The sequence below is a fragment of the Ancrocorticia populi genome (assembly GCF_003123745.1).
Taxonomy (GTDB): Bacteria; Actinomycetota; Actinomycetes; order Actinomycetales; family Actinomycetaceae; genus Ancrocorticia; species Ancrocorticia populi.
The window spans coordinates 195,398-217,259 of the sequence record NZ_QETB01000004.1; the positions used below are offsets into that span (position 1 = coordinate 195,398).

Annotated in this window: 22 protein-coding genes and 3 tRNA genes; 17 read left to right on the top strand and 8 right to left on the bottom strand. The window is 56.9% G+C overall.

Going from position 1 to position 21,862, the window contains the following annotated elements:
- The first annotated feature begins 74 nt into the window (after positions 1-74).
- From DD236_RS08015 to DD236_RS08060, 10 genes are all read left to right on the top strand, one after another.
- Entirely contained in the window at positions 75-266 is a 192-nt protein-coding gene (locus DD236_RS08015) for a helix-turn-helix transcriptional regulator (RefSeq protein ID WP_109093859.1), read from the top strand.
- Entirely contained in the window at positions 256-1,968 is a 1,713-nt protein-coding gene (locus DD236_RS08020; RefSeq protein ID WP_109093860.1) for an AAA family ATPase, read from the top strand. Before DD236_RS08015 ends, DD236_RS08020 begins: the two co-directional genes overlap by 11 nt.
- A gap of 439 nt (positions 1,969-2,407) precedes the next feature.
- The gene (locus DD236_RS08030) at positions 2,408-3,868 is read left to right on the top strand and encodes a terminase large subunit domain-containing protein (protein WP_207785751.1); all 1,461 of its coding nucleotides are present in this window, start codon (positions 2,408-2,410) and stop codon (positions 3,866-3,868) included.
- A gap of 11 nt (positions 3,869-3,879) precedes the next feature.
- Entirely contained in the window at positions 3,880-5,169 is a 1,290-nt protein-coding gene (locus DD236_RS08035) for a phage portal protein (RefSeq protein ID WP_109093862.1), read from the top strand.
- Positions 5,166-5,759 carry a VG15 protein gene (locus DD236_RS08040; RefSeq protein WP_109093863.1) on the top strand — a complete coding sequence of 198 codons (594 nt, stop codon included), beginning with the start codon at positions 5,166-5,168 and terminating at the stop codon, positions 5,757-5,759. Before DD236_RS08035 ends, DD236_RS08040 begins: the two co-directional genes overlap by 4 nt.
- On the top strand, positions 5,756-6,229 hold the full coding sequence (locus tag DD236_RS08045) for a hypothetical protein (RefSeq protein ID WP_109093864.1): 474 nt from the start codon (positions 5,756-5,758) through the stop codon (positions 6,227-6,229). The genes DD236_RS08040 and DD236_RS08045 overlap by 4 nt, the downstream gene beginning before the upstream one ends.
- A gap of 14 nt (positions 6,230-6,243) precedes the next feature.
- Complete coding sequence (locus DD236_RS12065) at positions 6,244-6,411, top strand: hypothetical protein (RefSeq protein ID WP_165819863.1); 168 nt, start codon at positions 6,244-6,246, stop codon at positions 6,409-6,411.
- 23 nt (positions 6,412-6,434) lie between these two features.
- Positions 6,435-6,752, top strand: a complete 318-nt coding sequence (locus DD236_RS08050) for a hypothetical protein (RefSeq protein WP_133246082.1) — start codon at positions 6,435-6,437, stop codon at positions 6,750-6,752.
- 125 nt (positions 6,753-6,877) lie between these two features.
- Positions 6,878-7,732, top strand: a complete 855-nt coding sequence (locus DD236_RS08055) for a phage major capsid protein (RefSeq protein WP_207785752.1) — start codon at positions 6,878-6,880, stop codon at positions 7,730-7,732.
- 38 nt (positions 7,733-7,770) lie between these two features.
- Entirely contained in the window at positions 7,771-8,091 is a 321-nt protein-coding gene (locus tag DD236_RS08060; RefSeq protein WP_109093866.1) for a hypothetical protein, read from the top strand.
- 776 nt (positions 8,092-8,867) lie between these two features.
- On the opposite strand, the gene DD236_RS08065 is transcribed toward DD236_RS08060, so the two are convergent.
- From DD236_RS08065 to DD236_RS08095, 7 genes are all read right to left on the bottom strand, one after another.
- Positions 8,868-9,074 (bottom strand): CsbD family protein, encoded by a 207-nt coding sequence (locus DD236_RS08065; RefSeq protein WP_109093867.1) that lies wholly within the window; start codon positions 9,072-9,074, stop codon positions 8,868-8,870.
- Positions 9,075-9,207: 133 nt separating this feature from the next.
- Positions 9,208-10,257, bottom strand: coding sequence for a lipoate-protein ligase LplAB (gene lplAB, locus DD236_RS08070; protein WP_109093868.1), 1,050 nt, complete (start codon positions 10,255-10,257; stop codon positions 9,208-9,210).
- Positions 10,258-10,304: 47 nt separating this feature from the next.
- Positions 10,305-11,207 (bottom strand): EamA family transporter, encoded by a 903-nt coding sequence (locus tag DD236_RS08075; protein WP_207785753.1) that lies wholly within the window; start codon positions 11,205-11,207, stop codon positions 10,305-10,307.
- A 7-nt stretch (positions 11,208-11,214) separates the two neighbouring features.
- Positions 11,215-12,138 carry an AEC family transporter gene (locus tag DD236_RS08080; RefSeq protein WP_109093869.1) on the bottom strand — a complete coding sequence of 308 codons (924 nt, stop codon included), beginning with the start codon at positions 12,136-12,138 and terminating at the stop codon, positions 11,215-11,217.
- A gap of 45 nt (positions 12,139-12,183) precedes the next feature.
- Complete coding sequence (locus DD236_RS08085; protein ID WP_109093870.1) at positions 12,184-12,972, bottom strand: endonuclease/exonuclease/phosphatase family protein; 789 nt, start codon at positions 12,970-12,972, stop codon at positions 12,184-12,186.
- Between the two features lies 1 nt (position 12,973).
- Positions 12,974-13,381 (bottom strand): peptide-methionine (R)-S-oxide reductase MsrB, encoded by a 408-nt coding sequence (gene msrB, locus DD236_RS08090; RefSeq protein ID WP_207785774.1) that lies wholly within the window; start codon positions 13,379-13,381, stop codon positions 12,974-12,976.
- 61 nt (positions 13,382-13,442) lie between these two features.
- Entirely contained in the window at positions 13,443-15,131 is a 1,689-nt protein-coding gene (locus DD236_RS08095; protein WP_109093872.1) for a mechanosensitive ion channel family protein, read from the bottom strand.
- A 203-nt stretch (positions 15,132-15,334) separates the two neighbouring features.
- Between DD236_RS08095 and DD236_RS08100 the strand changes: the two genes are divergently transcribed.
- From DD236_RS08100 to DD236_RS08110, 3 genes are all read left to right on the top strand, one after another.
- A tRNA-Glu gene (locus tag DD236_RS08100) sits at positions 15,335-15,407 on the top strand.
- 44 nt (positions 15,408-15,451) lie between these two features.
- Positions 15,452-15,525, top strand: a tRNA-Asp gene (locus tag DD236_RS08105).
- A gap of 53 nt (positions 15,526-15,578) precedes the next feature.
- A tRNA-Phe gene (locus DD236_RS08110) sits at positions 15,579-15,651 on the top strand.
- 163 nt (positions 15,652-15,814) lie between these two features.
- On the opposite strand, the gene DD236_RS08115 is transcribed toward DD236_RS08110, so the two are convergent.
- Positions 15,815-16,819 carry a LacI family DNA-binding transcriptional regulator gene (locus DD236_RS08115; RefSeq protein ID WP_109093873.1) on the bottom strand — a complete coding sequence of 335 codons (1,005 nt, stop codon included), beginning with the start codon at positions 16,817-16,819 and terminating at the stop codon, positions 15,815-15,817.
- Positions 16,820-16,978: 159 nt separating this feature from the next.
- Between DD236_RS08115 and DD236_RS08120 the strand changes: the two genes are divergently transcribed.
- From DD236_RS08120 to DD236_RS08135, 4 genes are read left to right on the top strand one after another with little or no spacing between them, the layout of a single operon-like run.
- A complete protein-coding gene (locus tag DD236_RS08120) occupies positions 16,979-17,851 on the top strand; it encodes a carbohydrate ABC transporter permease (protein ID WP_109093874.1) in 873 nt (290 codons plus the stop codon).
- The gene (locus tag DD236_RS08125) at positions 17,848-18,645 is read left to right on the top strand and encodes a carbohydrate ABC transporter permease (RefSeq protein WP_109093875.1); all 798 of its coding nucleotides are present in this window, start codon (positions 17,848-17,850) and stop codon (positions 18,643-18,645) included. Before DD236_RS08120 ends, DD236_RS08125 begins: the two co-directional genes overlap by 4 nt.
- Complete coding sequence (locus DD236_RS08130) at positions 18,645-20,528, top strand: glycoside hydrolase family 43 protein (RefSeq protein WP_109093876.1); 1,884 nt, start codon at positions 18,645-18,647, stop codon at positions 20,526-20,528. The genes DD236_RS08125 and DD236_RS08130 overlap by 1 nt, the downstream gene beginning before the upstream one ends.
- Positions 20,525-21,829: an ABC transporter substrate-binding protein gene (locus DD236_RS08135; RefSeq protein ID WP_109093877.1), complete on the top strand. Its 1,305-nt coding sequence runs from the start codon at positions 20,525-20,527 to the stop codon at positions 21,827-21,829. The genes DD236_RS08130 and DD236_RS08135 overlap by 4 nt, the downstream gene beginning before the upstream one ends.
- The last annotated feature ends 33 nt before the right edge of the window (positions 21,830-21,862 follow it).

The following is a 21,862-nucleotide window of genomic DNA, read 5'->3' on the forward strand; positions in this document are numbered from 1 at the left end:
AGTTATGCTGAACTCGATCATGGTGATTGTGGGTTGTCAGCACTCAATCACTTGGGATGAAGAAGGGGAAAGTCATGGCCACGAAAACAGAAACACAAACCATTCTCACCACGGAAGGACTGGCCGAGCGATACCAAGTACCACTCGCCACCATCTACACGTGGAACAGCCAAGGCACAGGCCCCCGCCGAATCAAAATCGGCAAACACGTCCGCTACCGCATGGCCGACATCCTCGAATGGGAAGAAGGCAACCTTGAACGCTAACCCCACAGACGGCCTCACCGCGTTTGAACGGGTACGACGCGCAGTAGAGAATCAAGGCCTCAATATCAAACCCGAGCGGCGAGACTCATTCCTCTGCCAAGGCCCTGGGCACTCCGAATCTGACCTATCCGTTCACGTCACGGGCATAGCTGGGCAAACCCTTATCAAGTCATTCGCAGATGAGGAAGAACTCTTCCTTGACGCAATCGGCCTAGGGTGGGCAGACCTCTTCGACAACCCGAAGCAAGGCAACCGGTACGAGTATTACGACATCGCCGGGGACCTTGCACGCACGGTCACACGCAGCCCGGCAAAACAGTTCAACCAAAAAGTACTCGACAAAGAGACAGTACCCCTCTACCGCCTTGATGAAGTACGCGAAGCCGTGAAGGCCGGTGCACCGATCTATGTGTGTGAAGGAGAGAAAGACGCTGACACGCTCCGCACTCTCGGAGTCTGCGCCACCACCTCCCCGCAAGGCGCACAGTCATGGAACAAGGCCGACTACACTCCACTAGCTGATGCCGCCCAAGTCTTTGTTGTTGCCGACAACGACAAAGCCGGTATAGAACGCGCCAAAGGACTCACCCCGAAACTTGAACGGCTCTGCGCTGGACAAGTTGAAGCAGTCGCGCCCGCCGAAGGATTGAAAGACGCCGCCGATCACATCATGGCCGGGCACACACTCCAACAATTCGAACCGTTGAAACTATCTAGCCCACTCGATGGGATGTTCTCATCAGAATGGTTGTTCAAGCAGCAGTTCCCTCCTCTTGAGTACGCAGTGCCCGGAATCGTTCCCGAAGGCCTAGCCCTTCTCGCTGCCCCACCAAAGATAGGGAAATCATGGATGGTGCTCGGACTCGCCAAGGCATGCTCCGAAGGCAACCATGCGTTTGGAGTAATCCCCGTGGATCGTCGCCCCGTCCTCTACATGGCACTAGAAGATGGACCGCGACGGCTACAAAACAGACTCGGATCCATTCGAGGCGCGGGAGACCCTAACCTGTTCTTCCTAACCGAACTCAAGTCAGACCTGCTCACCACACTAGACAGCTTCCTCAGGAAATACCGCAAGCCGTTAATCATTCTGGACACCCTAGGCAAAGTCCGCGACGTCTACAGCGGCAACGACGCCTACCAAAAAGACTACGCCCAGTTAGGCGTCATGAAAGAAATGATTGACCGCTACCCCGGGGCCTCAATGATAGTGGTGCACCATACCCGCAAGGGTGCCGCCGATGACTTCGTACAGGAAGTCTCAGGCACCCAAGGCCTAACCGGCGCAGTAGACACAATCCTCACGCTCCGCCGTGACCGCAACTCTGGCGATGCTCTTCTCAACGTCACCGCACGCGACGCGATGGAAGGACAGTACGCCCTCACAATGGGAGATAACGGAGTCTGGGAGCTGATCGGTGATGACCTCGAAGAGTCAGCCGAAGCAGCACGCAAGCACCATGAGACAAGCAATCTAGGTGATGGCAACGCAAAACTCATTCAGTACATCAACGATCATCCCGAAGGCGTGAAGCGCTCTGACGTTGCCACCTTCATGGGATGGAGCGATGAGACAGCCAGCACCAACCTCTCACGCCTCTATAAACGCGGCTCGATCAGCAAGAGCGGCCGAGGTGTCTACGTCCCAAACATAACAAACATAACAGACATAACACCTAACACAGAGAGGCAAGCGTCATGAGTCAGCTTCTGTCTTCGTGTCTGGTGTGTGGTGCTCCGTGTGAAGGCGTCAGGTGTCCCGAGCATCGGATCCCTGCTTCTGCCCGTCCTCCACGTCAACGAGACGACGCCTACCGGACCTATGCGTGGCACAAGCTCTCCAAGCGTGCAAGGAAACTCCAACCGTTCTGTAGTGATTGTGGAGCCACCGAGGACCTTCAATGCGATCACCTACCTATCGCGTGGGAACGCTACGACAAGGGTTTGCCCGTGCGTTTACAGGATGTGGACGTGGTGTGCGGTGAATGTAATCGTGCTCGCGGTTCGGCACGTGGAGAACACATCACCCACCACATACCTGGGGGGATAGGCGGAAAAGATTCTGCTGTTTCGCCCCCGTGGCAGGCAAAATCTCAATTACTTCAAGTTTCAACTACCTGTGTAAAGGAGGTGGATGACTGATGGCTGGACCTAAAGCAGCTATCAAGGCGGATCCTCTCTCGTTTAAGGGTTGGCCGAGGGATCGGGCTAGGCGTCGGATCCGGTTTATCAAGGAATATCTGGTTACGCCTCGTGGGCATGGTGCGGGTAAGCCGGTTAATTTGCGGGCGTTTCAGAAGGAGATCATTACCGGCGCGTTTGCTCCGGGGATCCGTACGGCGCTTATCTCTATCCCAAGGGCAAACGGAAAAACTGCGATCGCTGCGATGCTGGGATTAGCTGAATTGTTTGTTGGACCCATGTCCGCTGAGGTGCTTGTGGTGGCCTCTGATCAACGTCAGGCCAATATCACGTTCAAGCTGGCGAAGCGCATGGTGGAGCTGAACCCGGAGCTGGCGGATCGTACCCATATTTTCAGTGACCGGATATATGTCCCGGAGACGGATAGCACGCTAGTCCCGTTACCTGCTGAATATGGGGCTTTGCAGGGCTATGATCCTTCGCTTTTGATCGTGGACGAGCTTCATGTGGTTACTGAGGATGTGTGGAGTGCGGCTGTGACGGCAGCGGGTAAGCGTCCCGAGAGTTTAACCCTTGCGATTAGTACCCCGGCCGCTAGTGAAGATTCGCTGATGTGGCGGCTTGTGAAGCATGGCCGGGAGGATGAGGATGCCCAGTTCTATCTGCGTGAATGGGCCGCCCCCGAGGGCTGTGAGGTGACCGATAGGGATGCGTGGAGGATCGCGAACCCGGCTTTGGCGGATGAGGATCCGTTTCTGGCTGAGGATGCGATCGAGGCGGTGCGCAAGACGATCCGGGAACCGGTGTTCCGTCAGTTGCGGCTTGGACAGTGGGCGAAGGGTATTGACTCGTGGCTGCCGTTCGGTGCTTGGGAGGATCTGGCTGCCCCTGAGGTGGTTGTGGATCCGAAACAGAAAATTGTCCTTGGCTTTGATGGCTCCGCTAGTGGGGATTCGACGGCTCTGATTGGCTGCACGGTGGAAAAGCAACCTCACGTGTTTGTGGCTGGGCTGTGGGAGAACCCGCACGATCCACGTTGGCGTGTACCCCGCCGTGAAGTGATCGACCAGATTCGCTACATGTTCAACCACTACAACGTGGTGGAGCTGGCAGCGGACCCGTGGGGATGGCGTACCGAGCTGGAAGAACTCGCTCAAGAGTTTGGGGAGAAGCGCGTCCTGATGTGGAACACGGCTCAGGCTCAACGTATGGGACCGGCAACTGACCGGATGTATCAGGCCGTGGTGAATAAGGAGCTGACTCATGACGGCAATCAATCCATGGCGAACCACTTCTCTCATGCCGTAGCAAAGTCCTCCACGGTGGGGGATCTGATCACGAAGGACAAACGGAACTCGCCCCGCAAGATCGATGCGGCGGTGGCTGCGATCGTGGCGCTTGATCGGAGCGCGTTCCATAGCAAGAAGGCTGGCCGCAAAGTGGCTAGTTTCAAACGATAAGGAGAAACACGATGTTGACGGAACTATTACAGAAATTGGATGCCCCGGCTGGACGGTTCGCCCAGCTGGATAGGTATTATGCGGGACGCCAACCGATGGCGTTCCTTAGCCCTGAGTCGAGGGAGGATCTGGGCGACCGCATGACCCGCATGGCGGTGAATATCCCGAGGCTTGCGGTCACGTCTTTGACGGAGCGGCTGCGCGTGATCGGCTTTAGCAAGGACGGTTCCCCGGCGTCTGAGGTGTGGGCTGATTGGATCGGTAACGACATGGACCAACTCTCTGTTGTGGCTCACCGTGAGGCGCTGACTTTGGGATCCTCGTATGTGATCGTGTGGGCTGATGAGGCCGGTAATCCTACCGTGTCCGTTGAGAGTGCCCGTCAGGTAGCGGTGGTCAGGGATCCGGGCACACGCCGTATCACGGCCGCTGTGAAACGCTGGGAGACCGATAAGACAACTGAGGCGGTGCTGTATGGCCCGGATGAGATTATCCATTACAGGGCGGACCATACGGGTGGCGTGACTGGCTCCCAGTTCCATGTGGCCGAGACGATCCCTAATCCGCTGGGCATGGTCCCGGTGGTGGCGCTCAGGAACTCGGATAGGTTGCTTGATGATGGCGTCTCGGAGATGGAGGATCTACTGCCTCTGGTGGACGCCCTGAACAAGGTGCTGGCCGACATGATGGTCAGCTCTGAGTATTACGCTAGGCCGCGCCGGTGGGCGACTGGGTTGGAGTTGGAAGAGGACGAAGAGGGTAACGCGATTAATCCGATCCCGAACTCGAACCGGGCGATGATTAGTGAGTCCCCGGATACGAAGTTCGGACAGTTGCCAGCGGCGGACCTCTCCTCTTATGAGTCGTCGGTGCGCGTGCTCACGTCCCAGATTATGGCGGTGTCTGGGTTGCCTTCCCACTATCTGCCCACGTTGACCTCGAACCCGCCGAACGCGGATTCTATGCGCGCCGCCGAGGCCAGCTTGTCCGCGAGGGCGAGTGCCCGGTGTGCACAGTTCGGCCGGGCATGGGAGGACGTGGCCCGGTTGATGGTGGCGATCCGTACCGGACAGGACCCCGAGAATGTGGATGTGCGTATCGAGTGGGCGGATACTACAACCCGCTCTGTCGCTCAAGAGGCCGACGCCACGGTGAAGCTGTATCAGGCTGGGCTTCTCCCGGCTAGTGAGGCTCTGGCGCGTCTGGGATATTCGGATGATGAGATCGAGGCTATCCGTACCGCGCGCCGGGCTGAGGCCCTTGATAACGCTGGCACTGACCTGCAAGGACTTCTCTCATGAGCACCTATCAGGACACGGTTCAACGGCTCGGGAAGAGCACGGCAACGATCCTTGAACAGCTCTGGGAATCCGTGCAGCGCGGGGAACTGCCACAAGCAGACTTCGCCCAGATTGCCGCCCAGGTTGTGTATCTGGCGAACGAGCAGGGACGGGCTGCCGCACAGGCCGCTCTCAATGGCTATGTGGAGATCGCGACCGGGATCCCAACTGTCCCGGTGGCACAGTCTGCCACAGTAACCACGGCAGAGCTGGCACGGCTGGAGAAGGCTATCGGGACGATCCTCGCGGCCGATCAAGACACTCTCATGCAACTGGCCCGGCTGGGGAACTCGGAGCCGTTGGATAGTGCGGCACGGTCCTTCTCTGAGGGCATCAGAACCAACGGGAAAGTCAAAGGCTGGGTGCCCCAGTTGGAGCCGGGCGCGTGCGAACTCTGTCAATGGCTGTATGCCGATGGGCGGATCTGGCCCAAGGATTACCCGATGCAAACGCACAAGGGTTGCGGCTGTAGCCCACTACCAACCTTCGCGGACCGTGAGCTGTCGGTCCCGTATAGCAAATTCCTCAACAGAAATGGAGTAAAGCGATGACACAGGAAACCACAATCGAAGAACAGCAGGACGTCACTACTACGGACACCCTTGATGATTCCGTCAGTAATGCTGACGCAACCCCCGAGGCTGAGGTTAATGGGGTTGACCCCGAAAACGAGGGCACGCAGACGGATCCCCCCGAGCCGGATTCTTTTCCTCGTGAATATGTGGAGAAGCTACGTGATGAGAACGCCAAATACAGGCGGCGGGCTGGACAGTCTGACGTGCTTGCACAGCGGCTCCACACGGCCCTCACAGCGGCCACAGGACGGCTCCAGGACCCCACAGACCTGCCATACGACGCGGCCCACCTCGACGATCCCGAGGCCCTTGAACAGGCGATCGATGATCTCCTCAAGGCCAAACCACATTTAGGTGCACGCCGCCCCACAGGCAGCATCGGGCAAGGACAAACCTCCACCACAAACATGGTGGATCTGGCCGGTATCCTCCGCGCCAACGCATAGAAAGAGAGAAGAAAATGGCAAAGTACATCCTCAATAAAGACCGCACCAACAAGATCCAAGCAACAATCGAGGCCGACAACTACCGTCTCGACAGTGGTTACTTCACGTTCTTCAAGGACAGTGAGCAGGTCTACACGATCAAGGCCGAAGCAGTGTCAACCATTGTTCGGGATGATTCCTGATGCCACATTATCGAGGCGAGACCGTGACCCTGCATATCAGGGTGGACACGGGCAGAAAAACTTCCAGTAATGACCCCATCTACCGGAATGAGGACGTGGACCGGCCCAATTGTATGGTGGCACCTCGTGTTAAACCCGAAGCGTTCGACTATAACAGCGTGACTTATGTGCATGGCTTCGACGTGTACGACACCTACGACTGCCCCATCACCGCATCGGACAAGGTGACCATTCGCGGCGTCAAGTACAACGTGGATGGGGAAATCTCCCGATGGGCTAACCCCTATGACGGACAGAAAAAGGGCTGCCACTATGCGGTGAAAACCGCTGGATACAACTAGGACAGATACCCCCTAGGGGTATATACTGGGAGGGAGTTGGCCGGGTGCTGGCTCCCTTCCCGTTGTCCGGGCGACTAGAGGAAACCAAAGACGAAAACTCTTCTAGTTTGAATAGGACAATAATCATGGTAGAAACCACCCAAGACAACAAGGAACTACTCGCCGAGCAGGTCAGCTCCCTTCTCGTAGAACCACTGGAAGCCGAGAGCGTCGTGCTCGCGGCTGGCCCCCGTATTTTCGACACCGCCTCCCCGTTGCGGATCCCCAAGCTCGTAGGCTCTAGTGAGCCGGGCTGGATCGGTGAAGGCGAACTGATCCCCGAGCACGATGTCCAGTTCGATGAAGTCAAGCTGATGCCCACCGACCGTAAGAGTGTTAAGACTCTGATCAGGTTCACCAACGAGCTTCTGCGCCAATCCACTATTGGGATTGATGCGACCCTGAAGGCCCGCCTTGTCAACGATGTGGCACGCAAGCTCGATGATGCTTTCCTGACAGGTGACGGCACAGGCGGATCCGTAACCGGCATCATCAACCAGCCCGGTGTACAGCACGGGATCCTCGACGCGGCCGAGCCAGACAGTTTCCTCGACGCGATCGCGCTCGCCTCTGCCGCCGAGGTCACCCCCAACCGGTGGTTCATCTCCGGTGAGGACTTCATCAACGTCCGCAAGATCAAGGACAACAACGGCAAATACATCCTAGAGTCGGATATTACCTCTGGGACCACGTACCGCCTGTTCGGGATCCCCGTCACCGCCACCAACAAGCTCACAGCTGGGACCGCTGTCCTTGCCAACATGGCCGAAGTCGCCGTTGCCCGCGATACCAACCCGACCGTGAAGATCCTTGACCAGCGGTACGCCGAATACGACGAACAGGCAATCCGAGTCACCGCCCGCTACGACCTGGGCCTACTCCGCCCCGAAGGCGTTGTTGTTCTCGGAGCCGGTAGCGAGCCGGACCCGGCGGGAAAATGACCAGCCGGTACACCCGGCGCTACTAAGGCGGTGAACCAATGGTCACAGGTGAAGATATTGCCGCGTTCATGGGACGATCTGACGACGCTGAAACAATCGCTTTAGCAGACCAGTCCCTCCCCATCATCACTGCTATGGCACGCGCATATACGCGCGGTCAAGGCTTTCAGGACGGGGAACCAAACGAGGAGCTAGCAGCAGTCATTACGACCGCCACCGCCCGCCTCGTAGCCAACCCAACCCAACTACAATACAAACAATCTACAGGCCCCTTCTCCGAGTCCTTCCAAACCTCTTTCAAAGGCTGGATCCTCGCAGAAACCTTCATCCTCAACAGGTACAGGAAACGCGCCTTGTAGACCATAGACCGGTGGGCGGACGTGGTTCGCCGTCGTCAGCCGGACGCCGCCCACCTACCCACGAAGGGCACTCTCTTTCATTGCCTTTAGAGAGTGCCCTTCGGCATGTCTACGCGGGCAATCGCGCGAGAGGTAGGGGTTAGCGACAATACAGTCCGGACAGTCCGCGATGAACTCGAATCGACTTCCCAAATTAGGAAGTTGGACAAGACAGTCGGCGCAGACGGGAAAGAACGCCCTGCGAATCGTCCTGCCCCTGAGCCGAAGCCATACAGCGAGGTTCTATCACAGGTGTGATACTTTGCGCGATCCCGCAAAATTAACTTTGGCACTGCCGCCATAGTTTTCGGTGACGCCAACGAAAAGGGTTCTTCTGCGATCACCGAAAAACTCTACCGGCGCGGGTAATGTTCTCAGGGCATCGACTGAGGAGGGAGTGGATAGTATCCCCGCCCCTTGAACATCGTTGCTTTGAACATGACACCCGTCAGAAGGTGTTATGTCTGTTATTAGTGTTATGTTTACACGACTGTCAGGATCCGCTTCTCACGGTGCACTTCTGGTGCACAGGAGGTCGAGAATAGGTCCGAATTGACGCGAAACAACAAGAGCAATAAGTGTTGATATTACGCCCCAAACAGCCCAAACCCTAGTCGCCATCTACCGGACGGATATAACTTTTAATCCGCTGGTTCTGGGTTCGAATCCCAGTGGGCCTACCAAAAAAGTGGGGACCCCACCGCGAGATCCCCACCTGATTGCTTTAGCTGTTCGCCCTACTTGCGGCGCTTGTCAATTTCTTCGTCGACGCGATCCTTGACCGCCTTCACGCCAGCCTTCGCGTCATCAACGAATTCCTTGGCCTTGCCCTCGGCGCCCTGCACCTTGCCCTCGGCCTCTAGGTCCTTATCGCCGGAAACCTTTCCGGCAGCTTCCTTCGCCTTGCCAGTGAACTGATCGAACTTATTATCTTCGTTCGCCATGAGATTCCTCCTGTGTCAGTGCGTTCTTACACTCTCGAATGTATGTCCGCTCACACTTGTGTGCAACCGTTTCAGCTTTGAGCCAGTTTTTATTGAAACGACGACGGCCGCCAGTTCGTCGTCGCCAATAAAACTACGGTAGGCGGTGCACCCACTCTTTCGTGGCAAACTTCGTTTCGCAACGTTCCTCCGCAACGGCCAGATCCGCCTCGGTAATCTCTCCGGGGGTAGCCCCATACTTTTCTGCGAAGTGGTTGATGAACACATCGAGGATATCCTCGCGGGCCATACCCGTCTGGCTACGCATCGGATCCACACGCTTAACCGCGCTCCGCAGGCCCTTATCACGGATCTTTTCGCCACCGATGCGCAGTACGTCCATCATCTTGTTGGCATCGATATCGTAGGACATCGTCACGTGGTGAACCATGTAGCCATTGGCCCAGCGCTTCTGCGCCGCGCCTCCGATTTTTCCTACCTCAGAGGCGATATCGTTGAGCGGGACATAGCGCGCGTGCACGCCTACCTTTTCCAGTGCCTCCAAAACCCACTGATCGAGGAAAGGATAGGACTGGGCGAAGCTCAGGCCGTCAACCAATGCCGTGGGAACCACCAGCGAATACGTGACACAGTTGCCCGGCTCCATGAACATCGCACCTCCACCAGTTACTCGGCGAGAAACGGTGATGCCATGCAAATCCACGCCTTCCTGATCAATCTCATTCTGATAGGACTGGAAGGAGCCGATGACCACCTGAGGGGCATTCCACTCCCAGATACGCATGAAGGGCTTGCGGCGGCCCGCGGCCACTTCTGCCGGCAGAGTTTCATCCATCGCCACGTTGAGCATCGGATGAACCGTCGGGCCGTGGATGACCTCGAAATCAATATCGTCCCAGCTCATTGCTAGGCCAAGCGCACGGCGCACGGCCACACCAACGGCTTCTGGCGTGATGCCGAACAGGACGTCCGTGGGGAGCACGGCATGCTCAATCCGTTCAGCAAGCTGGCTGGACGTGGAATCGGCGGGGGCACCCTCAACGGCACTCACAATGCGCGCCAGGGATTCATCGGGCTCCAAGAAGAAATCTCCCGAGAGCTGGACGTTAGTAAGGACGCCTTCCTTGACGTCACAATCGATTACAACGAGCTTGCCATCAGGAACCTTGTATTCACCATGCATGCTTACCATTGTGGACCAAGGCTCCAACAGTCAGGTAATGGCGCCGGTCACGCCTCGGCTTCTTCTTGAGTGTGGGAGGTGGCCAGTGCCACTGCGATCGAGACGAGAATTAGTCCCGTCACCTCCGCCCAGTTGGGGATTTGTTGGAGCATGACAAGTCCAACTAACAGGCTAGTGACCGGGAGCAGTGAGGTGAGCAGAGCCATCGTGGGAGCAGGGATCTTGCGCATGACGATTTGATCGATGCCGTACGGGAGGGCGGAGGAAAGAGTTCCCACGGCGAAGAGCGCGAGGAGCAGCTTCCAATCCGAGACGATCGGGCCGATGCCTGGGGCGCCAAGCGGGATGTAGACCAGTCCGGCCACCATCATGGCCCACGACAGGGAATCGAGTCCGCGCCCACCGATGGCCACCTTCCGGCCGATCCAGATATACAGTGCCCAGAAAAGGCCAGCGAGCAGAACAAAGCCCACGCCCGCGGCAACGCTTGGATCCGACATATCCACGCCGGCCCAAGAGATGAGAAAAACACCAAGTGCGGCAAGCGTGATACCAGTCCGAACCCGCCAACCGCGGCCAGTCAGTGCAGCCAAAAGTACCGGCCCGATGTACTCGATGGACACGGCGGTACCCAGCGGGATCCTGTCAATTGCCATGTAGAAGTTGAGATTCATCCCGCCCAGAACTATGCCGAACAGCGCCGCACGCCCCAACATATGCCAATCGAAACTGCCGTCGGGACGGCGCGGAAGGGCGCGGCGCCAAACCAGCATGATAATCGCGGCCGCAGCGATACGTCCCCAGCCCACCGAGATCGCGGGGGCCACAGCGAAAAGCCCCACGGCGAAGGATGCGCCAACGTATTGGGAGATCCCCGATCCGAGCATGAGCATGGGGGCCCAGATACTGGCCCTCCCGCTCTGCGATTGCGGACTAACCGCATCTGACATTGTTGCCTCACATATGGAAAAGGAATGCGATGAATAAAGTGATGACTAGGCTGGCCAGTGTGGACAAAATGTTGGCGTCCCGGGCCAGCTCGATACCAACGTTGTAGCGGTGTGCGTACGTAAACACGTTGTTGGCCACGGGGAAACCTCCGGCAATCGTGACGGCCATGAGGGAGGCGCCTTCCATTCCAAAGGCTGTTCCCAGACCAAACGCCACAATGGGGCCCGCGATACACCTGAGGAACACGGCGAAGAACAGCGGCGCCGATTCGCGCCCGATCTTCGGGATGTGGGATCCGCGCCAGGAGATGCCCATAGCAAGAAGAATCATGGGAATCGCGGCGTTCGCCATTACGTCCACGGGCGCGGCCACGAGGGCTGGCACGCGAACACCCGTGAGCGCCACGATCAGGCCAAGCAGAACTCCAATGACGGGTGGATTGAGAAATGGGGCAAGCAGCGTCTTGATCCAGCTCCTGCCCTTCACTCCCGTCTGCCGGTCAAGAATCGCGAAGGCAATGGGAACCATCACGCACAGCTGGAACACCATGATGGGCGCTGATGCGGCGGCGTCCCCGGCCACTGCCACCAAGAAGGCCACACCAAGGTTGCCCGCGTTTGTATAGGACGCGCAGAGTGCCCCAATCGTCACTTCACCCCCACGCAACTTGAATACGTAGCGGGCAACAATCGCATAGGTCGTGGTCAGAATCACGGCCCCCAGAACGTTGGCCGCCGCACCCGCCGAAAACACTTCGGCAGGATCCGAGCTTGCCACCGTGTTGAAAAGCATCGCCGGCATTGCGCCAGCAAAGCAGATGCGCGTAAGGGCCTTGTCAGCTCCCGGGCGCGTTACGTTATACCGCGCTAATAGGTAGCCAACGATCATCACTGCGATGAGTGACCAAAACGCAACAATAACGTCGCCCATCGTGTACCTCCACCAACGATGAGCATTGCTCACCACGCCACTTGTTCATCGCCGGGGCCGCGCCCCCGGATCATTCCCAGCCTCTGGCTCAATCTCCGAGATCAGCGCGCGGTGATCCGATACTGGCATGAGCACAGCCTGACTGCCGTGCACTTTCAATCCTTGCCCGATCACATGGTCGATTTGAGTGCGCGGCGAATCGCTGGGAAAAGTATCCCCTTCTCCGAGTACCGTATAACGGGTTTCGCCACGGAGCACCTCCGACCTTATGTTGAGATCGCCCATAATCAGGCGGGGTGCTCGGGGCATCTTTGTGCTCCGAGCTAGGTTATCGAGGCGTTCCTCGAGCCAATGAAGCTGGCGGATACCCAGCCCGGCCGTTGGGGCAAGATGTGTGCCGCACACAAATACTGGCTGGCCGTTCTCCCGGACCAGCGCAACAATCGCGCGGCGCTGCTCCTCGAACCGAAACCGCATGCCGTTAGGCGTTTGGCGTATCGGTGAGTGCCAGCTGGGCAGCCGCCAGATCCAGGATGCCTCCACACCCAGCATCGAGTACATGACAATCCCGTAGCGCTTCTCAGTTCGCACACTATGCGGAGTGTAGAGACGCTGCGCTAGCGCAGTTTCACTCCAACGCGCGCTAGAACCGTGGACAAACGTCAGGCCCTGATATCCACGTACTTCCTGAAGGCAGACGATATCCGGGTCAAGCTCCACCATCTTGGCAGCGGCCGCCATCGTTGCCTCGTCGGTTGTCAGCTGGCCGGTACCCCCGTGAGGGCTAAGGCCATTTGGTTGTCCACTTTGAAGATTGAAGGTCGCTACCCGCATCTTACTTGTGGGCCGTATCTATCTCCGGATCGAACGTGAGAGACACCGAATTCATGCAGTAGCGCTGGCCTGTTGGTGTTTGGGGAGCGTCCGGGAACACGTGGCCAAGATGCGAATGGCAGGTGGCGCACCGTACCTCGACCCGCGCGTAGCCGAGTTTGTAATCCACATCAGTTTCCACCGCATCCGATTCCGCCGGATCGTAAAAGCTGGGCCAGCCGCAACCGGCATCAAACTTCGTTTCCGAGCGGAATAACTCGGCCCCGCATGCTTTGCAGCGATAGATGCCTTCACGCGATTCGTCTAAGAGCTCTCCGGTAAACGGACGCTCCGTACCTGCCTCGCGCAGCACCTGAAACTCCTCCGGCTGGAGGACCTTACGCCATTCTTCTTCGCTCTGGGGAAGCATTGGTTTGTCACTCACCTTCTCATAGTCCTCCACGGACACACCTTTATACAAGGGAGGCAGCTCACCCCTTACCGGGATCCTGCTCCATCTGGGTAGTATTTTCGGCCGCATCGTCAGTCTGAACTGGCTCCATGACCGAGGTCTTGGTGACCTCGGTCTCTGCCGGGGTTTCTGCGCTCTCGGCCGCAGTACTATCAGCGTCGGTTCCTTCTGCCTCACCGTCCGCTATATCGTCAAGCGACATTACCTGAGTCTCTTCCGCCAGCTTCCGTTCATATGCAGCATCGCGCTCGTGGTAGGCCTCTTCACCCGGCCCGGAAAACTCCTCCGCACGCTTCTCCGCGGATTCGGAACCGGTGAACATCGCTGATTGATGGCCAGTGGTGTGAGTCTCTGTATCTTCCTCCTCCGCAGAATCAGACGTTTCCCTTTCCTCAACGGGGACGCGGGCCGGATACAGCAGAGGCATATCCGATACATCGATCACCTGTGTTGCCGTCACATCTTCCACAGTTGGGCCGACAGTCGCTGTTTCAAAGGTATCGGAGGGTTTGCGTACGTCGTCGTCGCCAGAATGAAGGACGTTACCATTTGGATCAACGAGACCACTGGAATCCCCAGAATCTCCCGAATCTTCTGTTTCTACGGACTCTTCCCCACCTTCGGACGCTTCGGCCTGACGCTGAAGCCATTTGACCATCTCTTCGCGGATGTACAGCTTCAGATCGGAAACTTCCGCCGAATTGCTGCCGGATACTAGGGCAGCTAGCTGAATCCGCCCGCCCGCGGTGTCAGTGACTTGGAGAATTCCCGTCTCGCCATCCCACAGGTTCGTGTGTTTGAGGAGCACGTTCAGCTGCTTGCGCATACCGTCGATCGGGACCTTCCAGTCAACATCGAACTCAACCTTGCCGAGGAGCTTTGGCGAACGCCGCGTCCAGTTCTCGAACGTGCTGCCCACCATCTCTTTTGAAGGGACGATTAAACGGCGCCCGTCCCACGACTTGAGGACAACATAGGTAAGCGTGATCTCCTCAACCGTAGTGAAGTCCTCTTGCCACACCACGATATCGCCCATGCGGATCGAATCCGAGAACGCGAGCTGAAGCCCGGCAAACACATTACCCAGCGTTGACTGGGCAGCAATACCAACAACCACAGAGAACAAGCCGGCGGAGGTAAAGAGGGCACTACCCAGCGTCTTGCCCCAAGAGAACGTCAAGAGAATGGCACTGATACCAAACATCCACACTACTACGATGAGGATCCTGTGGAGAATCTCCAGCTGCGTCTGTTTGCGCAGGTACCGCGAATCTCCCCTCCGCTTCATCCCGTTGAGCATCGTGGCCTCGACGCTAGTAAACGCACGTGCCACAAACCATGTGACTGCGAGGATAAACAGAATCTGTAGCCCATGATCAGCCAACGCACGCCAGCGCGTTCCTTCCGTGCCCGAATTCTCCGGCCACGCTATGCGCATCCCAATCCAAGCGCCCCCTACACCCAACACAAACTCGAGGGAATTAGCGGCCGAATGCACTGTTTCGCGCATAAAGGAGTGCTTACGCAAGGCGAACCGGGAAATGAGTTGGATGATCACCGCGATCAGCACACCTACCGCTATGCCGATACCTACTCCAAGCAAGACGGTCACAACGTCCACCGTTGCGCTGACAACTTCATCAGTGTCCACACCATCCGTTGAATCACTATCAGCCAAGACCCTTAGCGCTGCCCATACATTCCCCATACTTCAAGGCTAAAGCAGGACCCCGATGTTTGGGGATGGCAATCTGTTCGCCCTGTGGAAAGCTGGCCAAAATGCGACCGTTATTCGGTTACCGCGCCGGTGATCCAGTCCACACGATCTCGATTCGACAGAGCCGAGCAACACGGTCTAAGCTTTAGGAGTTCCACCAAGCGGAGACGTTAGGAACGCGGTTCGTCCGCAAGGCCCCCATCGTCTAGTGGTCTAGGACACCGCCCTTTCACGGCGGCGACACCGGTTCGAACCCGGTTGGGGGTACAGGTTCCATCCTGTGGAGCCAGAGGTCAATACCTCAAAGTATTGGCCCCGTAGCGCAGTTGGTTAGCGCGCCGCCCTGTCACGGCGGAGGTCGCGGGTTCAAGTCCCGTCGGGGTCGCGGATAATTGGCCGGGAAACCGGCCTTTTGTCTCTCTGGACATCAATCCAGATGGCTCTGTAGCTCAGTTGGTAGAGCGTTCGACTGAAAATCGAAAGGTCACCGGATCGACGCCGGTCGGAGCCACAAGCCCTCGCGTAGCTTCTACATCGCGGGGGCTTCTTTTGTTTTCCCGCACGCACTGGATAACACTTGCCCTCATTCAGGACCATCTACCGGCGGGATCAAGGCGTAGACGTGGCACTCATCCCGTGCGAACACCCTTTGCACCCTGCGTACACCGGACCGTCTAGCGCGTAGTGGAACGCCGGACCACGCTGAAGGGAACGGTCACGTGCCCACTGTCAATCTCCCGATGCCCCTCCACGATATCTAGGATGATATCCGCCGCGTCTGATATGCCGAGGTTGACTGTGGATAGGGGCGGCGTGGCGAACCGTCCCTCATCAATATCGTCAAATCCGATGATCTCAACGGCGTCAGGAACGCTGATGCCATTTGCAGCCAGAACGTGAAGTGCGCCAAGTGCCAATGTGTCATTGAAGCAAAAGAGACCGTCAAAGTCAGCTCCCCGCTTCAGCAAGCCTTCTGTGGCACGCGCTCCTTCGGAACGATTAAAGTCGGTAACATTTCCAACAAGCGCCGTTTCGAACGGTATTCCCGCTTCCTCGAGAGCGCTCTGGTACCCCTGAAAACGCTGGCGAGACGTGGCCTTTGACCCTTCCTCCTGGACACCTATCACGCCCACTCGTTTTCTCCCATTCTTCAAAAGACAGGAGGTAGCCGCCCGTGCCGCTGCACCGTTGTCCGCACCAATGTGTACTGCGGGTGGCTCGGAGATTTCCTGTCCATGTTCCCCCACAAGAATGAGTGGGGTCTTTCCTCGGTGCTGGCGAATGTCTTGGGAGGTTAGCTGGAGAGGGCTTACAACAACACCGTCAAGTGCGGGAAGGCCCTCACCCTCAATTGCCCGCTTTTCTGCGGTTCGTTCGCCACCCGTCTGTACGATAAGTGCGTTGAGGGCCCGTTCCTGCGCTGCCGTCACGAATCGTGAAACGAACTCCGCAAAGTAGGGCTCCCGTAAGTCTGGAATCGCAAGGGCCAGTACACCACTGGTCCCCCCTCGCAACTGTCGGGCGGCAAGGTTGGGACGATAACCCAATTCGTCGATGGCAGCCAGAATTCTCTTCCGCGTTTCTTCGCCTACCCAGCCCGTACCGTTAACAACATTGGAGACGCTTTTCGCACTGACTCCCACGGCATCTGCGACGTCAGCTAGCGTAACACGGGCCATTTCTCGCTCCTCTGTCAGTTTGTACTTGCGTAACTCTAGCCGCTCGCGTTGTCGTATGGCTTGCCAACAAGCACATCAAAATGAGTGTTGCGTTCAACGTTAAACTGTGAAATCCTAATTCAAAGGTTCAACGTTGAATGTTACACTTCAGGAGGGTCGATGAGGAATACCTCAAACCGCTTGACGCCCTATTTATACATTCTGCCGATCGTTCTTCTGGGCGGCGTCCTCATCTACTTCTCAATCGGATTTACCTTCCTTGCCAGCCTGACCGATTGGAACGGTCTGACAAAGTATGAGTTCGTGGGGTTCCAAAACTACATAGACCTTTTCAGTGATCGCACGTTCCGCCGAGCCACTCTCAACACTGTCATCTTCATGGTGATCACGGTGGCTGTCCAGGCTGCCCTTGGACTTCTCGTTGCGGTAATCTGCAAGGAACGCATGCCGGGAAGCAATTTTTTCAAGGCCGTATTCTTCCTGCCGATCGCCATGGCTCCCGCTATCATCGCAACGGTTTTCCGCTACATGCTCGAAACAAACTACGGCTCTTTCAATGAGACTCTGCGTTCCATCGGGCTCTTAGGAGAAGGCGAGGTGATCCAATGGCTGGGCGCTGATTTGGGCGTATGGTCCATCATCGCCATCAACATCTTCCAGTGGATGGGCTTCTCGATGATGATCTACTTCTCCAGCCTGATGGCCATTCCCAATGATATCTACGAGGCTGCCCGCATCGACGGCGCCGGCTGGTGGCGCACACTCTGGTCCATCACAATTCCCTCCTTGCGCGGTACAACCAGTGTCCTCATCATTTTGGGCATTGTGGGATCACTGAAGACCTTCGACATCGTGTGGCTAACCACCGGGGGCGGGCCAGGAAATGCGACCCAGTTCCTCACCACGTACCTCTACCAGACCCGTGGCGATCGTGAAGCAGGATACTCGTCGTCTATAGGCGTCATCATCCTGCTGATCGCCTTCCTACTTTCGCTTATTCAACTACGTGTCAATTCGAGGAAGGACGCATGAAGCCTAAACTTTTCGCCCGTGTCATCATGTACGCGGTGCTCGTCTTTCTTCTGATCCTTTGGATGTACCCGATCGTCATTGCGATTGTGAAATCTGTGCAAGTGGGCGGATGGCACAACTACTCTGCCGTGCTGAACCACGATACGTTCAACTACTGGAGTGCGATCGGCAACAGCTTCCTCATGGCGGGCCTGTCCACGATGGTCATCATACTCATCTCCTCTCTGGGTGGATACGCCTTCTCCAAGATGCAGTTCCGAGGTAGAGAAGTCATCTACCGGGCGCTCCTCGCATGCCTGGCCGTGCCCGTAGCTGCCGTGGTAACCCCGCTATTCTTCACCGTCAACACGATGGGCTTACGGGACACTCGGGTGGGAGTTATCATCCCGATGATCGCGTTCAACGTCATGATGATGCTGTTGCTGATGCGCAACCATTTTGACAGCATTCCGGACGACCTCTTGGAAGCGGCAACCCTGGATGGTTGCGGCACCTTCACTATCTGGCGGCGGGTCCTCATGCCACTGAGCGGCTCTGCTCTGGCTACTGTGGGAGTCCTTTCCTTCGTCTACTGCTGGAATGAATTCCTTCTCCCGAACCTACTTTTGACGTCACCGGAACTCTTCCCCGTGCCAAAGGCCATATCACTCTTACAGTTCGACCGCATGAGCTTGGAACAGATTTCCCAGCTCTACGCGGGGCTGATCCTCATGACCATTCCGTCGGTCATCGTTTATCTGTTCAGCCAGCGCTACCTCCAAGAAGGAGTAGCCGCAGGGGCGGTGAAGAATTGATGGTCTCGCCCTACGCACCTGCCACGTATACCAATCCAGTTCAGTACACGGACGGCATCGCGCACACAAACCCTGACCCCTTCATCCTGCCCTACAGAGGCAGCTACTACTGCTATTCGACGGGCGAGGAGCAGGTCAACGTTGCCGTGTCACAAGACTTGGTAACTTGGCACCACCTCGGGCCCGCACTCACGGTGGCTGGCCGTAGCCACTTCTGGGCGCCGTGCGTTGTATATAACAACGGACGCTTTGACATGTACGTATCCTTCCGGCCCGGTGGCTCCTCCGATCCGCACGATGAGCGGCTCCATTTGGCCACCAGTTCGGTTCCTGAGGGCCCTTTTACTCCCGTCCACCGCTTCTTCGATACTTTCGCGATTGATCCGGACGTGGTCCGTGATTCGCAAGGGGATTTGATCCTTTTTTATTCAGTGAACGACGACGAAGCTACAACCCGCCGTATCGGAACTGTGATCGTGGCAGATCGCCTCCTTGCCCCCGATCAGCTGGAGGGACGGCCCCAGAGGATTGTGTCGCCTTCCATGGACGAAGAGGTTTTCGAGCGGAACAGATTTGGGGATGGCCGCGATTGGCACACCATTGAGGGCGCCACCTACATCGAGCGCGGCAACCGCGCCTTCTTAACGTATTCAGGCAATGCGTACGAGCACAAGGATTACTTCATTGGTCAGGCCTCTGCGCCACTTACTGGCACGGCCGGCCACGAGCTGGAATGGTCGAAACATCCTGACCCCGATACGTTCAGCCCCCTTGTCCGTCAAACCGGGGCGGTGGAGGGGACCGGACATAACTCCATCACTACTGCACCTAACCTAGTTAGTGATTGGATCATTTACCATGGCCGTTCTACCGATCAAGTTCGGCAGATAGGTGTGGAACAACGCGTGATGCGGATTGATCCGCTTTGGTGCGGATCGAAGCGGATGTACACGGATGCACCCAGCTCTGAGCCCCGCATTAAACCCGCTCTTCCCGCCGTGCATACTGGTGAGCTGACGATTGACGGCCCCCGCCTCTGCGATGGAAAGTTCGCCTTCTATGTCGCTCAGGTCTGGATAGGGCCGGGCCCCAGCCGCGCTGGCTTCCATCTCCGACCGGAGTCTGGGGGCACTATCGAGGTGGTGGTTGATCATGATGATCGGACTCTATCTGTCAGGAACCAGGGGGCAGGGCAAAACCGTGATCTCACCAAGGAACTGCCGAATACCGTATCTACGAGCTGCTGGCAAAAGCTGCGCATCGAAAAATCCCCAGGATCTGTATGCGTTACGTTTGCCGATACGGTTCGGTTCAGCTGCGACATAGACGATTCCCCTGCGAGAGTGGGACTCACCAGTAGTCGCAGTGGGCAACGCTTTGACGATTTCTCCATAACCCGCCATGTGGAGCTCTGGCAGGGTGAACTCAAGAATCTCTCCTCAGTTCTGGATGTGACGGGTACCAGTCGTGATCGTGAGCTGACGGCCTCAGGGCCCCGTCCCACATCTGGTACCACGGTTTACGAGGTGGCCACGGAACCCGGTGGCACAGCCATCGTTGAGCCGTGGCGGGCAGGATCACAACACTATATCCGCATCAAGATTACCCCGGAAGACCTTAGGGTCGAGTGGTCGGAACCATTGGAACACACAGAAGAGTCACTAGCTTGGGAGCAGAACGAATCTTCTGCTGTGATCAGAGCAGAAGTAGCCAACGCTGAGCTCGTCCTACACATTGGGACGCGGCGTTTCTGCTACCACGTCACCCAAGCGCCAGCTACCCAGCAGATCTCATTGACCGCTGCCCACCTATTGCACTATCAGGAAACCGATTACTCGCAGACAACAAGCCGGTTCATCGACCAACAAAGGAGTAGACAATGAGCACGCGAAACTATAGAAAGCACATAGCGCCTCTCGTGGCACTGACGGCTGCAGCAAGCCTCGCCATAGCGGGATGCAGTGGATCCGATTCAGAAGGAGGTTCCTCAGATGATGCGGTCACCATAACCTTCCACTCTTGGCTCCCCACTCAAGACCAGTGGACCGACCTTATCGAGGCCTTCGAGAAGGAGAACCCGAACATCACCATTGAATTCACACGAGAGGAGGATTACGGGGACTACCTTACGAACCTCGATAACGAGATTCTGGCTGGAGAAACTCCAGACCTCTACGGTATTCAAGTGGGATCGTCCTTTGACGATTACGCCGATTTCGCCCTTCCCATTGAAGAATACGCCTCGGACTGGATCGATCAGCTCAATGAAGAATCAGTCAATCAAACAACCACCACAGAAGGTACGGAGGCGGCCATTCCTCTCTTAACGGGCGGCATGGAGTACTACCTGTACAACCAGACACTCCTCGACGAACTTGATCTTGATCTGCCCACCGATTACGACTCGCTGTTAGCGGTGAGTGAAGCCGCGCGCGATGCGGGATATTCGCCATTCGCCATGGGTGCTGCGGAAGAGTGGCATAACGCCGATTTCTTCGTCTGGTTGAGTAACCAATATGGAGATGGCGGTGACGTCTACAAGGCCGCCGCGGGGGATATCCCATGGGATTCCGATTCCCTTGTTGAAGCCGCAACACAGTGGCAAAATCTCTTCTCCGAGGGCGTGTTCCAACAGGGCGCTACCTCCACCACCACTTATCCGTCTGCTCGCGATGATTACTTCCTCGCCAGAAAGTCGATCGCTATGCCCACGGGATCGTGGCACATTGGCGCGGCTCTTTCCAGCAGTCCTGAAGTCCCCGGCACTGCAGTTGAAGGCGATGAGATCGGGATGGCCACATTCCCCACGCTCGGAGACAACGATGCTGGTGTCACATCTGGCGTTGACTTCGCCATCGCCATAAACGCGGACATCGATGATGATCATTTGGTGGCCGCATCAAAGTTCGTGGAGTTTATGGCCGTGGGTGAAGGACAACAGATGTGGGTTAATACCCTTCAGGGCTTCCCCGTGGCAGAAGGTATGGAAATTGAGGTGGGCGATGAAACTGAACTAGCTCAGTCCAGCCTCGATCTAGTCACCGAAACATTGGAAGAGGCCAGTTATCCCCGCAAGCTGACCGTTCCTGGAAAGGAATCGCTCGAGAATGATCTGGGTATTGTCTTGCAGAATATCGGAGATGGCGCTGACCCAGCTGACGAACTAGCAACACTCAACGATTAATCAGGGAGTTCCTCAACGCCCTATTGACCCACC

What these genes read in the sequence shown, in the direction of transcription:
- DD236_RS08015 (WP_109093859.1), top strand. Translation starts at nt 75, where the DNA reads ATGGCCACGAAAACAGAAACACAAACCATTCTCACCACGGAAGGACTG.
- DD236_RS08030 (WP_207785751.1), top strand. Translation starts at nt 2,408, where the DNA reads ATGGCTGGACCTAAAGCAGCTATCAAGGCGGATCCTCTCTCGTTTAAG.
- DD236_RS08035 (WP_109093862.1), top strand. Translation starts at nt 3,880, where the DNA reads ATGTTGACGGAACTATTACAGAAATTGGATGCCCCGGCTGGACGGTTC.
- DD236_RS08040 (WP_109093863.1), top strand. Translation starts at nt 5,166, where the DNA reads ATGAGCACCTATCAGGACACGGTTCAACGGCTCGGGAAGAGCACGGCA.
- DD236_RS08045 (WP_109093864.1), top strand. Translation starts at nt 5,756, where the DNA reads ATGACACAGGAAACCACAATCGAAGAACAGCAGGACGTCACTACTACG.
- DD236_RS12065 (WP_165819863.1), top strand. Translation starts at nt 6,244, where the DNA reads ATGGCAAAGTACATCCTCAATAAAGACCGCACCAACAAGATCCAAGCA.
- DD236_RS08055 (WP_207785752.1), top strand. Translation starts at nt 6,878, where the DNA reads ATGGTAGAAACCACCCAAGACAACAAGGAACTACTCGCCGAGCAGGTC.
- DD236_RS08060 (WP_109093866.1), top strand. Translation starts at nt 7,771, where the DNA reads ATGGTCACAGGTGAAGATATTGCCGCGTTCATGGGACGATCTGACGAC.
- DD236_RS08065 (WP_109093867.1), bottom strand. Translation starts at nt 9,074, where the DNA reads ATGGCGAACGAAGATAATAAGTTCGATCAGTTCACTGGCAAGGCGAAG.
- lplAB (WP_109093868.1), bottom strand. Translation starts at nt 10,257, where the DNA reads ATGCATGGTGAATACAAGGTTCCTGATGGCAAGCTCGTTGTAATCGAT.
- DD236_RS08075 (WP_207785753.1), bottom strand. Translation starts at nt 11,207, where the DNA reads ATGTCAGATGCGGTTAGTCCGCAATCGCAGAGCGGGAGGGCCAGTATC.
- DD236_RS08080 (WP_109093869.1), bottom strand. Translation starts at nt 12,138, where the DNA reads ATGGGCGACGTTATTGTTGCGTTTTGGTCACTCATCGCAGTGATGATC.
- DD236_RS08085 (WP_109093870.1), bottom strand. Translation starts at nt 12,972, where the DNA reads ATGCGGGTAGCGACCTTCAATCTTCAAAGTGGACAACCAAATGGCCTT.
- msrB (WP_207785774.1), bottom strand. Translation starts at nt 13,381, where the DNA reads ATGCTTCCCCAGAGCGAAGAAGAATGGCGTAAGGTCCTCCAGCCGGAG.
- DD236_RS08095 (WP_109093872.1), bottom strand. Translation starts at nt 15,131, where the DNA reads ATGGGGAATGTATGGGCAGCGCTAAGGGTCTTGGCTGATAGTGATTCA.
- DD236_RS08115 (WP_109093873.1), bottom strand. Translation starts at nt 16,819, where the DNA reads ATGGCCCGTGTTACGCTAGCTGACGTCGCAGATGCCGTGGGAGTCAGT.
- DD236_RS08120 (WP_109093874.1), top strand. Translation starts at nt 16,979, where the DNA reads ATGAGGAATACCTCAAACCGCTTGACGCCCTATTTATACATTCTGCCG.
- DD236_RS08125 (WP_109093875.1), top strand. Translation starts at nt 17,848, where the DNA reads ATGAAGCCTAAACTTTTCGCCCGTGTCATCATGTACGCGGTGCTCGTC.
- DD236_RS08130 (WP_109093876.1), top strand. Translation starts at nt 18,645, where the DNA reads ATGGTCTCGCCCTACGCACCTGCCACGTATACCAATCCAGTTCAGTAC.
- DD236_RS08135 (WP_109093877.1), top strand. Translation starts at nt 20,525, where the DNA reads ATGAGCACGCGAAACTATAGAAAGCACATAGCGCCTCTCGTGGCACTG.